Source organism: Shewanella insulae (assembly GCF_009831655.1).
Classification (GTDB): Bacteria; Pseudomonadota; Gammaproteobacteria; order Enterobacterales; family Shewanellaceae; genus Shewanella; species Shewanella insulae.
The window spans coordinates 146,556-161,217 of the sequence record NZ_WRPA01000001.1; the positions used below are offsets into that span (position 1 = coordinate 146,556).

The following is a 14,662-nucleotide window of genomic DNA, read 5'->3' on the forward strand; positions in this document are numbered from 1 at the left end:
TTGAGTCTGGTTCGTATTAATAACGGCTCATTGGCCTATGGCTACACGCCCTTACTTCAAAATGCCGACTTTACCATAGAGCCGGGCGAGCGCGTCTGTATCGTGGGGCGCAACGGCGCCGGTAAATCTAGCCTGATGAAGGTGATTGGTGGTGACGTGTTACTCGACGACGGCGAGTTTAACATTGCCACAGATGTCAAGGTCAGCCGATTACAACAGGATCCCCCCAAGGCAGAGCTGGGCACGGTTTACGCCTATATCTCGGCCGGCCTGCAGGAAGTGGGTGAGAAGCTCGAGCGTTATCATCAACTTTCGCATGATGTCGCCCACGTTGACGCCCAGGAGATGGAGCGTCTGCTTAAGCAGATGGAGCGCCTTCAGGCGGATCTCGATCATCTTAACGGTTGGCAGCTCGATACCCGCATTAACCAGACCTGTGAAATGCTTGGATTAGATGCCGATGCGAGTCTGGCGAGCCTGTCCGGTGGCTGGCAGCGTAAGGTTGCTCTGGCGAGGGCCTTGGTGAGTGAGCCGGATCTGTTGCTCCTCGATGAGCCTACCAACCATTTGGATATCGATACTATCGAATGGCTGGAAGAGTTTCTGCTCAACTTCCGTGGCGCTATCGTCTTTATCAGTCACGACCGTGGCTTTATTCAGCGCATGGCGACCCGAATCGTGGATCTCGACCGTGGTGTGGTGACCTCCTGGCCTGGCGACTATCAGACCTACCTCGACGGCAAGGCCGAATGGCTCAGGGTGGAAGAGGAAAAGAACGCCCAGTTCGATAAGCGGCTGGCGGAAGAGGAAGCCTGGATCCGCCAAGGGATCAAGGCGCGCCGTACCCGTAATGAAGGCCGTGTGCGCGCGCTGAAGGCGCTGCGTATGGAGCGTATGGCGCGTATCAATCGTCAGGGCGGTGCTAAGATGGCCGTGGCCGATACCGAGCGCTCGGGCAAGTTGGTATTTGATATCAAAGATCTCAACTATAACCTGCCTGATAAGAACCTAGTGAAGAATTTCACCACTTCGGTAATGCGCGGCGATCGTATCGCTCTCATAGGCCCAAATGGCTGTGGTAAGTCGACCCTGATCAAGTTGTTGATCAGTCAGCTTGAACCTCAGTCTGGCGAGGTGAAGGTAGGCACTAAGTTGGAAGTGGCCTATTTCGACCAGTATCGAGAGGCGCTGGATCCGGAAAAAACCGTTGAAGAAAATGTCGGCGAAGGCAAGAAGACGGTGACCATCAATGGTCAGGACAGGCATATCCTCAGCTATTTGCAGGACTTCCTGTTTTCGCCCATGCGCGCGCGCACGCCGGTGAAGGCGCTCTCGGGCGGCGAGAAGAACCGATTGCTTTTGGCGCGCCTGTTGCTGAGGCCGGCAAACCTGATCATTCTCGATGAACCGACAAACGATCTTGATATCGAGACCTTAGAGTTGCTAGAGTCGCTGTTGACCGATTATCAAGGCACCTTGTTATTGGTGAGTCACGACCGTGCCTTTATCGATAATACGGTCACCAGTTCCTGGTGGTTTACGGGCAATGGCGGCTGGAGCGAATATGTCGGCGGTTATCAAGATGCCGTGTCCCAGGGGGCAAAATTTTATTCTGAGGAACCAGTTGCCAAGGAAACTGTCCAACCCAAGGTTGCCGAGCCGGTTAAACGCGAAACCAAGACAGTCGCTAAGGCAGAGAAGAAACTTTCTTATAAATTACAGAGAGAACTCGATGCCTTGCCTGCCAAGATGGAACAACTCGAGGCCGAGATAGAGGGCTTACAAGCGGTCATTAATGAACCCGACTTTTATACGCAAGCACAAGATCTGGTTAGCTCGCGATTAAATGAACTGGCGGCCCTGGAGCAGGAATTAGAAGTGTGTTTCGAACGTTGGGAAGAGCTAGAAGCCCTCAAATAGACGATAGAATAATAGGAAAAGTACATGAAGTTGAAGTTTGATAGAGCCATCTCTTTAGTCGCCGCCGGGGTGATCACCGCGCTGCAGACGGCTCATGCTGCACCTGTCTATGAGATTCAGAATATCGAAGACTATGATCTTAATGGTACTTTGGAGGCGACCATCAATGGTTATGGCATGTTTATCAATCAGCAAGACAAAATGGTGGGGATCTCTAAGGGTAAGAAGAAGCTCGAGGTGGATGATGAGACAGGTGGTGCTATCGATATCGAAGATGGTATTCCGCCTGAGCAGCTGGTGTCTTACTCCATCAATGAACCCATCATAGCCAATAATTTTACCTTTATGGCCGATGGCAATGGCGCTGCCGGCAGCTGGATCCCGACTTTCGATTCTGTTTTCGGCACGACTCACCCGAAAGATACCGACGAAGATCAGCCGGAAACCATCAACTCGATCAATGCCTATTACTATGGCATTAACAATAACGGCATCAAGGTTGGGGCTTATACCGCACCCGAGCAGAAAACCGAGTTTACCGGCGAGCGCAACGACAATAATCAAGATCAGGAATATTGGTATTACCGTGAGTTTGAGGAGCGCGGTTTCCTCAAGACTGCCGAGGGAACCGATGTAGCCCTGGTCCCACCTTATACCGTATATACCAAAGATGATACCGATGTGGTTGTGGGCGGTGTTTCCGTGGCTTCGGCCATCAACGACAATAACCTGATCACCGGCTATGCGACCACAGAACTGTCAGAGTCGAGTAAGACTCGGGTTGATAAATGTATTACCGGTGAAGATTACCCTGTCGATGTCTGCGTGCAGAAGGAACAATACCCAGATAGTAGCAATGTGCGTCGTATTCTTTATCAGACGCGCGCATTTGTGTGGCAGTTTGACGGCTCGGATGTGACGCCGACCGAGCTGCCTCTGGGGTTGGAATCGACTTCAGATAGTGTATTTACGGCTCAGGGCCTTGGGGTCAACAACCAAGGGGCGGTCGCCGGTCGCTCTCATGTCTATCGTAATAACGATAAGGATAAGCTGGCGTTCGATGCCGCCTATTGGAAGAAAGACAGTCAGGGTGATTACCAGTATCACTGGGTGAAGATGACTAATGATCAGCTTTCCTCTGTGGCCTATGATGTTAACGACAATGGCATCCTAGTGGGGAGCTATCGCCGCTACATTGAAGGCTACTTACGTGACAAGTTCTTCTACCTGGACACCAACGCAGAAGATCCAGCCTTTGTCACGCCAAATGATTTTTACGAGGTGATGTCGGATCGCAGCTCGCGTCCACGTGATATCAACAACAAAGATCAGGTCGTGGGTTTCGTTGAAGTAACCAGTGAGAAAGAGAAGCCTCGCATGAAAGGTGCCTTCTTGTATGACAAGGCAAGCGATGAGTTTAGTGTCATCGACGATCTTCTGGTGTGTGAGTCTAAGGGCTATATCAAAGATGATGCCGGTAAGTGGACACCTAACCAAGTTGAGGTGCTCGACGGCGATGGCAAGGTGCTCTTTTATGATAGTGAGATCCGCATCGTGGAGGCTAACAGCATTAACGATGATGGCACCATAGTGGGTACCGCCTTCATTCGTAAGCCATCTTATCAATTTGATGAAGATGGTAAACTGGTGATAGGTGAAAATGGCAAGCCGTTATTCTCGCTCAATGCCGATGGCCAGCCGGTAACGGCCTATATTCCGCGTATGGTGGTGCTTAAGCCAACCTCGTCTGGTGTTGCCTGTGAGGTTGAGGAGTCTGATAACTCTGGCAATGGTAACTACAAGCGTAAAGGCGCCGCAAGCTTTGCCTGGTTGTTCCTGCTGCCTCTGGTCTGGCTGAGACGTCGTTTTCAGGCATAATAGCCGTTAGAACTTTATGAACTAAAAATCGGGGCCTTTGCCCCGATTTTTTTTAAATAAGGAACTCATGAGTTTAAAAGATAACCATCTTGAAAGGCGAATTTTTGATTGATCTCGTGATGAAAAAGTTCTATTTCTATGGGTGAGGCTTAGGCCTTTAGGATTTGAGAACAGAGGATGCTTGCATGAAAAGACAAAAAAGAGATCGTCTCGATAGAGCTTTTTCAAAGGGATTCCAGGCCGGGATAGGTGGCCGCTCGAAGGATAACTGTCCTTATTCTACTTTAGACTCTAAATCACAGTGGCTCGGAGGGTGGCGCGAAGGCGTCGATGGCCGTCTCAGCGGCCTATTCAACAAGTGATTTAGCAGTTTGCCCTCAGTTTAGAGGGCATTTTCATATCTGGCGCAATAAAACTTGATTAGAAACTTGAGGTGTCGGTAAAGATACCAACCTTAAGATCTGTCGCCGAATAGATCTCGCGGCCATCAACTTCCATTACCGCATCGGCAATGCCCATCACCAACTTTCTGTAGACCTTACGCTTGATGGTTAACTTGTAGGTAACCTTCTTGGCATCGGGTAGCACCTGACCGGTGAACTTTACCTCACCAACGCCCAGTGCACGTCCTTTACCCTCGGCGCCTTCCCAACCCAGGAAGAAACCGACCAGCTGCCACATGGCGTCTAGGCCCAGACAACCTGGCATCACAGGATCTGTCTCGAAATGACAATCAAAGAACCAGAGTGATGGATCGATATCCAGCTCAGCAACAATTTCACCCTTACCAAACTCACCGCCGTCATCGTTGATCTTGGTGATGCGATCTATCATCAACATGTTGTCGATAGGCAGACGTGGCGAGTTAGCGCCAAATAGGTTACCGTGCCCACAGGCGACTAATTCTTCTTTACTGAAACTGTTTGCTTTATTCATTGTTAACTTCACTCTAGCAATTTGAGTCGCCAAGGTTAGCTAACACGTGTACGCCAAACAACTCCGATCAGCTAGAAATTTTCAGTTTATGGAGCAAGTTGGCAAAAAAAGAACGCTCCTCATCGGGGTAACCCGCGAGTCCCTCTAATCGCGCCTGAACCGTGCCATACAGGCTTTCCTCGGGGAACTGGCCATTATCGTCACGGCTACCGGCCGGCTTGTTCATCAAGATGGCCACTGCCTGATCGGTATGCTCGACTTGGTACAGGTGAAACTTTTTTTTCTTAACGGCATCTATCACTGCAGGCGTCAGATTGAGTTGCTGCACGTTAGAGGCGGGGATGATCACCCCCTGGTTGCCCGTGAGCCCGCGCCGCTGGCAAAGATCGAAGAAACCCTCGATCTTCTCGTTAACGCCGCCGATGGCCTGAACCTGGCCAAATTGATCTATGGCGCCGGTGGCGGCAATGCCTTGCTCAATCGGCTGCTCGGCAATGGCCGACATCAGGGCGCAGTACTCCGCCAGTGATGCGCTGTCGCCATCGATCTCTTGGTAAGACTGTTCGAATACTATGTTGGCGTTGAGGTGAAGCGGCGCATCCTTACCGAAGATACGGTAGAGGCAGGAGGTGAGGATCATCAACCCCTTGGCGTGAATGTTGCCGCCCAGCTCAGATTTACGTTCGATATCGGCCACTTCGCCGTCACCATAGTGGACGGCGGCGGTGATACGGGCTGGCTCACCATAGGTATATTCGGCGGCGTCTAATACGGTCAGGCCATTGATCTGGCCAATCATGGCACCTTGAGTCGGCAGGTTGATGAAGTTGTCATCGAAGCTTTGCGCCGACAGGCTCTGAGAGGCATTGTGGCGTGCCTGATGGCGAGCGAGGGCTATGCTAATACATTCGCCTGTGAGCTGCTTGCTCTTGCCGTAGAGGCTGGCCTGCACCATGAGCTGGCTGATCCCCTGGGTCTCGAGGCTCAGGTGATGCTGATGCTCCGCCAGTCGGGCACTGTGATTAAACAGGGGGGCTAGCGCCGACTGCTCCAATGTGAGCTGGTTGGCATCTGCCAGTTCGACTAAATAGTTGCCATAGTCCAGTTCACTAAACTCGTTAAGGTCTATCTCATCCACCAACTCACCGAGTAAGGGAAAGGCCGCAGGAAAGTTACGCTCTTCCAGATAGCTGATGCTATATAAGGTGCTGCTACCCACCAGAATGATCTTGCTGTAAAGGGGAATTGCCGGCCAGCCGGAATGCAGCTGGTATTCGCCGCGATGAGCGGCTTCCATTACCAGTTCCCACAGGGCTTCCCGTTTCCACAGTGACTCGGCGCAGATAAACAGGTAATCGCAGTCTGCCATGGCGCCCGGATGATAGACATTAGGGTTATGGGTATCGAGATGCCCGACCAGATCTCGGCGTTTAATGGCGCCGCTCAAATAGCGATAGGGTTTACTCGCGCTACACAGGCATTCATCACCCGCCTCAGCCTGCCATGCCAGACCGGCATCTGGCGCCAGACGGTTTAGATATTGGGTTGGCCTGTGCCCCTGATAGTCTACTAGTGCTAAAATGAGCGCTAGTCTATCGATACCGCTCTGATCGGCGAGGTACATATGTTGGCCGCTGGCCCTGGCCAACAAGTTGAAGGCATCTAGGGTGCGCTCCTGGCCTAGGAGTCGACTGTGTAGATTAGGCTTAAGCTGGTCGACTTGAGGTAAGTTAAATTGAGGCGATAATGCGGTTGCGTCGATGGAATGTGCGATCATTTCTGGGGTTGTTTATTGAAACATGGGCTGATGTTAGCACAGTTTAGCGACGGCTCGACCTAGTTTCGACCGAGTTTCGCGATAGTTTAACGATAGTTTCGCGCTAGAGTCACGTTAGTTTCAATACATGTGTCTTTTTAGGTGGCGCTTACATGACGCCTTAACTTAGATTTCGTATCCATGAGAGCTTAATGATTTGCCAGGCATTAGAATATGTTGTCGACAATTCACCCGTTAAATCAAGATTTGTAGCTTGTCGTTAAACCTGTCCCTAAGTCACCGTTTTCAGATTTTAGCGATGTGATGCATAAGACCGATTAGCCCTCTTTGATTGAATCGAATTGGCTGTTTAATGACCATGTGTAAGCCTGGATTCGTGGGATGATCAAACTCGAGGCGTTAAGACTTTAGTCGAAACAGACCTCTTTTTGTCGACAATTTTCTGGTTTTGGCTTGAGAAAGTCGGTTATGAAGGCTATATTGTCGACAACTAATTGTTTGACGGCGATCACATTCACCATGACTCGATACAGCCAAACGCCCGTGACAACGGCAGATAAAACCTTTTATCAACTCAGGCAAGACATTGTCGAAGGGGTGATAGCGGCGGGTGCTAAGTTGAGCGAGACAGAATTGTCGACAACCTATGGTGTCAGCCGCGCCGTGATCCGTGAGGCGATCAATCGCCTCGAGTCTTGTCACATCGTTGAGCGTCGGGCCAACGTGGGCGCCAGAGTGGTGGCGCTCAGCGAAGAGGGGCTGCTGGCCCTGTATGAAATCCGCGAATCTCTCGAGGGAATGGCCGCCCGCCTGGCGGCAAAGAACATGAGCGATGAAGAGATTGCAGAACTCGAAGCCCTGCTGGTCAGCCATTTTCAAGACGTCAAACAGGGTGAATCCTATTATCAAGAGGCCGGCGATGTGGATTTTCATTACCGCATCATATTGGGCAGCAAGAATAAGCACCTTATCTCTATGTTGTTCGACGGCATCTATCATCTGGTGCGTATGTACCGCGTTCAGCTCGGCATGGCGGGGCCTAGAGTCACCACTGCCTATGACGAGCATAGGCATATAGTGCAGGCCATCGCCAATCGCGATCAGGAGCTGGCCGAGATGCTGATGCGCAGACATATCACCTATTCAAGAAACAACATCAGAAACAAACTCTCATCAATTCAGTCATAAGAGGAAGCGAGCATGAGCGCTGGAAAGAAATTCCGTCAGGCCTTGGCCGACAACAAGCCATTGCAGATCGTCGGTACCATTAACGCCTACACGGCCATGATGGCCAAGCAGATAGGCCATAAGGCGATCTATCTCTCTGGTGGCGGGGTGGCCAACGCCTCTTATGGGTTGCCGGATCTGGGGATGACCTCGCTAAATGATGTGATCGTCGATGTGCAGCGCATCACCTCGGCCTGCGATCTGCCGCTGCTAGTGGATATAGATACTGGCTGGGGCGGGGCATTTAATATCGCCAAGACCATCAAAGATATGGAGAAGGCGGGCGCCGCTGCCGTGCACATGGAAGACCAGGTCGCTCAGAAGCGCTGTGGTCACCGTCCAAACAAGGAGATCGTCTCTGTTGATGAGATGGTGGACCGTATCAAGGCGGCGGTAGATGCGCGCACGGATCCTGACTTCTTTATCATGGCCCGTACCGATGCCTTCGCCCAGGAAGGATTGGAAGCAGCCATCGAACGTGCCAAGGCCTATGTGGCTGCAGGTGCCGACGGCATCTTCGCCGAGGCAGTAAAGACAGAAGAGCATTACCGCGCTTTTGCCGAAGCCTTAGATGTGCCTATTCTGGCCAATATCACAGAATTTGGTCAGACGGAGCTGTGGAATCGCGAGCAACTAGGTCAGTGGGGCGCAGCCATGGTGCTCTATCCATTGAGCGCCTTCAGAGCCATGAACAAGGCGGCAGAGAATGTATATCAAACCATTCTGCGAGACGGTGACCAGAAGGCGGTACTCGATACCATGCAGACCCGCATGGAGCTCTATGACTATCTTGGTTATCACGCCTACGAGCAGAAGCTCGACAGCCTGTTTGCCGAAGGTAAGAACAAGTAACACTGCATGGCTCGCCCAGGGCGGGCCAGATTGACAGCATACCCCCTACAACCTAGATGATGCAGTACTAGGGATAGACAAAAATATAATAGGAAGACGTTATGGTAGATAAAAAATTAGGCGGCGCCGGACTACGTGGACAGAGTGCAGGCGAAACGGCGTTATGTACAGTGGGCAAATCAGGCTCAGGTTTAACCTATTGTGGTTACGATGTGTCGGATCTGGCCGACAATGCCACCTTCGAAGAGGTTGCCTACCTGCTATTTAATGGCGAGTTGCCAAATGCGGCGCAGCTCGATGCCTATAAGAGTGAGCTGATGTCGATGCGCGACCTGCCGCAGACCCTTAAAGAGGTGCTGCAGCGTATCCCGGCCGATGCTCATCCTATGGATGTGATGCGTACCGGTTGTTCTTTCCTGGGTAACCTGGAGCCAGAAACCGATTTCAGCCAGCAGCATAAAGCGGCTAACCGTCTGCTAGCCGCTTTCCCTGCCATCATGTGTTACTGGTACCGTTTTAGCCATGACGGCGTCGAGATCGACTGTGTGACTGACGAAGACTCGCTCGGTGGCCACTTCCTTAAGCTGCTTAACGGCAAGACGCCATCTGATCAACATCGCCGCGTGATGGACGTTTCGTTGATCCTCTATGCAGAGCACGAGTTCAACGCCTCGACCTTCACGGCGCGCGTTTGTGCCTCGACCCTGTCTGACATGTTCTCTTGTATTACAGGCGCAATCGGTTCGCTACGTGGCCCATTGCACGGCGGTGCCAACGAGGCGGCGATGGAGATGATCCAAAAGTTCAGCTCGCCAGAAGATGCCAAGGTGCAGATGGCCGGTATGCTGGAGCGCAAAGAAAAGATCATGGGCTTTGGCCATGCCATTTACCGTGAGTCGGATCCGCGCAACGTGATCATCAAGGCTTGGTCTGAGAAGCTGGCTAAAGAGTTTGGCGATACCTCGCTCTACGATATCTCTGTGGCCTGTGAAGAGTATATGTGGGACACCAAGAAGCTGTTCTGTAACGCCGACTTCTTCCATGCGTCAGCCTATCACTTCATGGGGATCCCAACTAAGTTGTTTACCCCCATCTTCGTTTGCTCGCGCCTGACCGGCTGGGCTGCTCACGTGATGGAGCAGCGGGCCAACAACCGTATCATCAGACCGAGTGCCGACTATATAGGCTCTGAGCCGCGTAAAGTGACCCCTATCAGCGAAAGATAATATAGGCCATTAGCCGGCCCAGTTGCCGTAAGGTGCAGGGCTGGCTATCTGTTGTCGCTTAAACTCTTAATTCGTTTGGATGATTCTATGAACTCTCTACACCGTAAATCGCTTCCCGGCAGCGCGCTAGATTACTTTGATACCCGCAGCGCCGTCGAGGCCCTAAGCGAAGGCGCCTATGACAAACTGCCCTATACCGCCAAGGTGCTGGCAGAAAACCTGGTCAGGCGCTGTGAACCCGAACTACTTAACGACGCTCTGAGCCAGCTCATCGAGCGTAAACGTGATCTCGATTTCCCCTGGTACCCGGCGCGCGTCGTGTGCCACGATATTCTTGGCCAGACGGCGCTTGTCGACCTGGCTGGCCTGCGTGATGCCATCGCCGAGAAGGGTGGCGATCCGGCCAAGGTTAACCCTGTGGTGCCGACTCAGCTGATCGTGGACCACTCGCTTGCGGTTGAACATGCAGGCTTTGAAAAAGATGCCTTCGAGAAGAACCGCGCCATCGAAGATCGCCGCAACGAAGACAGATTCCACTTCATCAACTGGACCAAGACGGCCTTTAAGAATGTCGATGTGATCCAGCCGGGCAATGGCATCATGCACCAGATCAATCTGGAGAAGATGTCGCCGGTGATCCAGGCCCGCGACGGCGTGGCCTTCCCCGATACGCTTGTAGGTACCGACAGCCACACGCCCCACGTAGATGCCCTGGGGGTTATCGCCATAGGTGTGGGCGGTCTGGAGGCCGAGAACGTTATGTTAGGCCGCCCATCTTACATGCGTCTGCCGGATATTGTCGGTGTCGAGCTGACGGGTAAGCGTCAGAGTGGCATCACAGCAACGGATATCGTGCTGGCACTGACCGAGTTTTTACGCAAAGAGAAGGTGGTTTCTGCCTATCTTGAATTCTTCGGTGAAGGCGCCGCGGATCTCACCCTCGGGGATCGCGCCACCATCTCAAACATGACGCCAGAATTTGGCGCCTCGGCCGGTATGTTCTATATCGACCAGCAAACCATCGACTATCTCACCATCACAGGTCGTGACAGCGAGCAGGTTAAGTTAGTGGAAAATTACGCCAAGACCACGGGTCTGTGGGCCGATAGCCTGAAAGACGCCGAGTATGAAAGGGTACTGACCTTCGATCTCTCGAGCGTAGTACGTAACATCGCCGGTCCTTCAAATCCCCATCGCCGGGTGGCTACCAGCGAGCTAGCGAGCCAGGGCATTGCCGGTGTGGTCGAGCAGGATGACAAGCTGATGCCAGATGGCGCGGTGATCATCGCCGCCATCACCAGCTGTACCAACACCAGTAACCCTAGAAACGTGATTGCCGCAGGTCTCCTGGCCAAGAAGGCCAACGAGATGGGTCTAGTACGTAAGCCCTGGGTGAAAACCTCTTTCGCGCCTGGTTCCAAGGTGGCCGAGCTTTACCTTAAGGATGCCGGGCTGCTGCCTGAGCTGGAGCAACTGGGCTTTGGTATCGTAGGTTTTGCCTGCACCACCTGTAACGGCATGAGCGGCGCCCTGGACCCTGTGATCCAGCAAGAGGTGATCGACAGAGATCTGTATGCTACCGCTGTGTTATCGGGCAACCGCAATTTCGACGGCCGTATTCATCCTTATGCCAAACAGGCGTTTCTGGCCTCGCCGCCATTGGTGGTGGCCTATGCCATAGCGGGTACCATGAGATTCGATATCGAAAAAGATATCTTAGGTCATGATGACAAGGGCGAGCCGATTCGCCTCAAAGATATCTGGCCGAGCGATGAGGAGATCGACGCTATCGTGAAGGCGAGCGTTAAGCCCCAGCAGTTTAGGGACATCTATACGCCTATGTTCGACCTTGCGGTGGACTATGGTGAGCAGGTTAACCCCCTGTATGACTGGCGTCCACAGAGTACCTATATCCGTCGTCCTCCTTACTGGGAAGGGGCACTTGCCGGTGAACGTACCCTGAAGGGCATGCGTCCGCTGGCGGTCCTTGGGGATAACATCACCACAGATCACCTCTCGCCTTCAAACGCCATCCTGGCCAGTAGCGCCGCTGGCGAATACCTGGCGAAGATGGGTCTTCCTGAGGTCGACTTTAACTCCTACGCCACCCATAGGGGCGACCACCTGACGGCCCAGCGCGCGACCTTTGCCAACCCTAAGCTGTTCAACGAGATGGCGCTAGTGGACGGTGAAGCCAAACAAGGCTCGCTGACTCGCCTAGAGCCAGAGGGTGAGGTGATACGTATGTGGGAGGCGATCGAGACCTATATGGATCGTAAGCAGCCGCTGATCATCATCGCCGGCGCCGACTATGGTCAGGGTTCTTCTCGCGACTGGGCGGCAAAAGGGGTGAGACTGGCCGGGGTTGAGGCGATTGTCGCCGAAGGTTTCGAGCGTATTCACCGTACCAACCTAGTGGGCATGGGCGTACTACCCCTTGAGTTCAAGGCGGGTGAAAACCGTCACACCTATGGCATAGACGGTAGCGAAACCTTCGATGTGATAGGCGAGCCGACACCTAGGGCTGAGCTGACTTTAGTGATCACCCGTCAAAATGGCGAGCGTGTCGAGGTGCCTGTGACCTGTCGCCTGGATACCGCCGATGAGGTGCTTGTCTATCAGGCAGGCGGTGTATTGCAGCGCTTCGCGCAGGATTTCCTCGAAGCGAACGCCTAAGGGCAGTAATAGCGGGTAGGGTGAGAGCGCCTTACCCGCTTCTTAAAGGATAAGCCAATGAAACAGATGAAAATACCGGCAACCTATATGCGTGGCGGCACCAGCAAGGGGGTCTTTTTCGCGTTAAAGGATCTGCCTTTAAATGCCCAGCAGCCAGGCCCGGCCCGTGATGCCTTGTTGCTGCGGGTGATCGGCAGTCCAGATCCCTACTGCAAGCAGACTGACGGTATGGGCGGCGCCACCTCCAGCACCAGTAAGACGGTGATTTTGGATAAGAGCCAGCGCGATGATCATGACGTGGATTATCTCTTCGGTCAGGTGGCCATAGATAAGCCTTTCGTCGACTGGAGCGGTAACTGCGGTAACCTGACCGCGGCGGTAGGCGCCTTTGCCATCACCCAAGGCTTGGTGGATAGCGCTAAGATCCCAGACACCGGCACGGCTGTGGTGAAGATCTGGCAGACCAATATCAACAAGACCATCATCGCCCATGTGCCTATGGTGGATGGCGAGGTACAGGAGTTGGGGGATTTCGAACTCGACGGCGTGACCTTCCCGGCGGCAGAGGTGCTGGTGGAGTTTGTCGATCCGGCCGATGGCGAGGGAGACATGTTCCCTACGGGCAATCTGGTGGATAAGCTGGAGGTTCCGGGCGAGCCGGTCTTAGATGCTACCTTTATCAATGCGGGTATCCCGACCATCTTCCTCAAGGCTGAGCAGCTGGGATATGAGGGCACAGAGCTGCAGGAGGCGATCAATAGCGATGGGGCCGCGCTTGAGCGTTTCGAAACCATACGCGCCCACGGCGCCTTGCAGATGGGGCTGATCCAGTCTCTCGATGACGCCGCTGGTCGTCAACACACGCCTAAGGTCGCTTTTGTTGCCCCCGCTAAGGCTTATACCTCCTCTAGCGGTAAACAGATCGCGGCAGATGAGATAGACCTGCATGTGCGAGCTCTCTCTATGGGTAAGCTGCATCACGCCATGATGGGAACGGCGGCGGTGGCCATTGGCACGGCGGCATCAATTCCCGGCACACTGGTCAATCAGGCTGCCGGTGGTCAGGCCCGTGAGAGCGTGCGTTTCGGTCACCCCTCAGGTACCCTCAAGGTGGGCGCCAAGGCCAGTGAACAGGCGGGTCGCTGGCAGGTCGAAAAAGTCAGCATGAGCCGCAGCGCCCGTGTGCTGATGCAAGGCTGGGTCTGCGTGCCTGAGTCCTTGGGATAAGGCTTGTCGGATTTGATATAAAGGATGCCTCGGCATCCTTTTTTGTTTTCATATGCTAGTGCTTTAGTATGAAGGGAATCGAATACTAACGGTTAAGTGCTATAATTGCCCCTTAAGCTTCCCGGCGGATAAAAATAGTTCACTTATAATTCATATGCTTAGTTGCATTTAATTTCCGCTTTCTTCTTTACTCCATTTGGGATAAATTACAAGCTGTTGCCGACATCTCGTCTATGTGGGCCGAGTATTAGCTGAAGGGTAGATTGAAGTTGATTTCTGTATATTTAGTTGATGACCATGAGTTAGTGAGAACAGGAATCCGCCGCATCCTAGAAGATGAGCGCGGGATCAAGGTTGTCGGCGAAGCAGGGGATGGCGAGTCTGCCGTGCAGTGGTGTCGAAACAACGAGGCTGACGTGATCCTGATGGACATGAATATGCCAGGTATTGGGGGGCTCGAGGCGACCCGTAAGATCCTGCGCTATCAGTCCCACGCCAAAATCATCGTGCTGACCATACATACCGAAGATCCTTTCCCGACTAAGGTGATGCAGGCGGGCGCCTCAGGTTATCTGACCAAGGGAGCCACACCGCCCGAGGTGATACAGGCAATTCGCCAGGTGGCACATGGCCAGCGTTATCTGTCGCCAGAGATTGCCCAGCAGATGGCCCTGAGTCAGTTCAATCAGTCGGAAGATAATCCGTTTAAATCCCTGTCTGAACGCGAATTGCAAATCATGATGATGATCACCAACGGCGAACGGGTCAGCGATATCTCTGAGCAGCTCAACCTGAGCCCAAAGACGGTCAATAGCTATCGTTATCGCTTGTTTGCCAAGCTTGGGATCAGTGGCGATGTCGAGCTGACCCGGTTGGCGATCCGCTACAAGATGTTGGATACCGGCCAGTTCTAGTGTTAACCCGCGTGACTTTTATGGCCTCG

Annotated in this window: 11 protein-coding genes; 9 read left to right on the forward strand and 2 right to left on the reverse strand. The window is 53.0% G+C overall.

Features of this window, described 5'->3' with window-relative positions; genetic code table 11:
* From GNT65_RS00655 to rmf, 3 genes are all read left to right on the forward strand, one after another.
* Nucleotides 1–1,920, forward strand: a complete 1,920-nt coding sequence (locus tag GNT65_RS00655; protein ID WP_160793213.1) for an ABC transporter ATP-binding protein — start codon at nucleotides 1–3, stop codon at nucleotides 1,918–1,920.
* Nucleotides 1,921–1,944: 24 nt separating this feature from the next.
* Entirely contained in the window at nucleotides 1,945–3,798 is a 1,854-nt protein-coding gene (locus GNT65_RS00660; protein ID WP_160793214.1) for a DUF3466 family protein, read from the forward strand.
* Between the two features lie 185 nt (nucleotides 3,799–3,983).
* On the forward strand, nucleotides 3,984–4,160 hold the full coding sequence (rmf, locus tag GNT65_RS00665; RefSeq protein ID WP_082035666.1) for a ribosome modulation factor: 177 nt from the start codon (nucleotides 3,984–3,986) through the stop codon (nucleotides 4,158–4,160).
* Nucleotides 4,161–4,218: 58 nt separating this feature from the next.
* Here rmf and fabA read toward each other — a convergent pair whose 3' ends face one another.
* A complete protein-coding gene (gene fabA, locus GNT65_RS00670; RefSeq protein WP_160793215.1) occupies nucleotides 4,219–4,734 on the reverse strand; it encodes a bifunctional 3-hydroxydecanoyl-ACP dehydratase/trans-2-decenoyl-ACP isomerase in 516 nt (171 codons plus the stop codon).
* A gap of 67 nt (nucleotides 4,735–4,801) precedes the next feature.
* The gene (locus tag GNT65_RS00675; protein WP_160793216.1) at nucleotides 4,802–6,511 is read right to left on the reverse strand and encodes a S16 family serine protease; all 1,710 of its coding nucleotides are present in this window, start codon (nucleotides 6,509–6,511) and stop codon (nucleotides 4,802–4,804) included.
* 519 nt (nucleotides 6,512–7,030) lie between these two features.
* Between GNT65_RS00675 and GNT65_RS00680 the strand changes: the two genes are divergently transcribed.
* The 6 genes from GNT65_RS00680 to uvrY all read left to right on the forward strand — a co-directional run bounded on the left by GNT65_RS00680 (nucleotide 7,031) and on the right by uvrY (nucleotide 14,633).
* Nucleotides 7,031–7,699: a GntR family transcriptional regulator gene (locus GNT65_RS00680; RefSeq protein WP_160793627.1), complete on the forward strand. Its 669-nt coding sequence runs from the start codon at nucleotides 7,031–7,033 to the stop codon at nucleotides 7,697–7,699.
* 12 nt (nucleotides 7,700–7,711) lie between these two features.
* A complete protein-coding gene (prpB, locus tag GNT65_RS00685; protein ID WP_160793217.1) occupies nucleotides 7,712–8,590 on the forward strand; it encodes a methylisocitrate lyase in 879 nt (292 codons plus the stop codon).
* 101 nt (nucleotides 8,591–8,691) lie between these two features.
* Complete coding sequence (prpC, locus tag GNT65_RS00690) at nucleotides 8,692–9,816, forward strand: bifunctional 2-methylcitrate synthase/citrate synthase (RefSeq protein ID WP_160793218.1); 1,125 nt, start codon at nucleotides 8,692–8,694, stop codon at nucleotides 9,814–9,816.
* Nucleotides 9,817–9,903: 87 nt separating this feature from the next.
* The gene (gene acnD / locus GNT65_RS00695; protein WP_160793219.1) at nucleotides 9,904–12,492 is read left to right on the forward strand and encodes a Fe/S-dependent 2-methylisocitrate dehydratase AcnD; all 2,589 of its coding nucleotides are present in this window, start codon (nucleotides 9,904–9,906) and stop codon (nucleotides 12,490–12,492) included.
* Between the two features lie 57 nt (nucleotides 12,493–12,549).
* The gene (gene prpF, locus GNT65_RS00700) at nucleotides 12,550–13,719 is read left to right on the forward strand and encodes a 2-methylaconitate cis-trans isomerase PrpF (protein ID WP_160793220.1); all 1,170 of its coding nucleotides are present in this window, start codon (nucleotides 12,550–12,552) and stop codon (nucleotides 13,717–13,719) included.
* Nucleotides 13,720–13,988: 269 nt separating this feature from the next.
* Complete coding sequence (gene uvrY, locus GNT65_RS00705) at nucleotides 13,989–14,633, forward strand: UvrY/SirA/GacA family response regulator transcription factor (protein ID WP_160793221.1); 645 nt, start codon at nucleotides 13,989–13,991, stop codon at nucleotides 14,631–14,633.
* Nucleotides 14,634–14,662 lie beyond the last annotated feature (29 nt).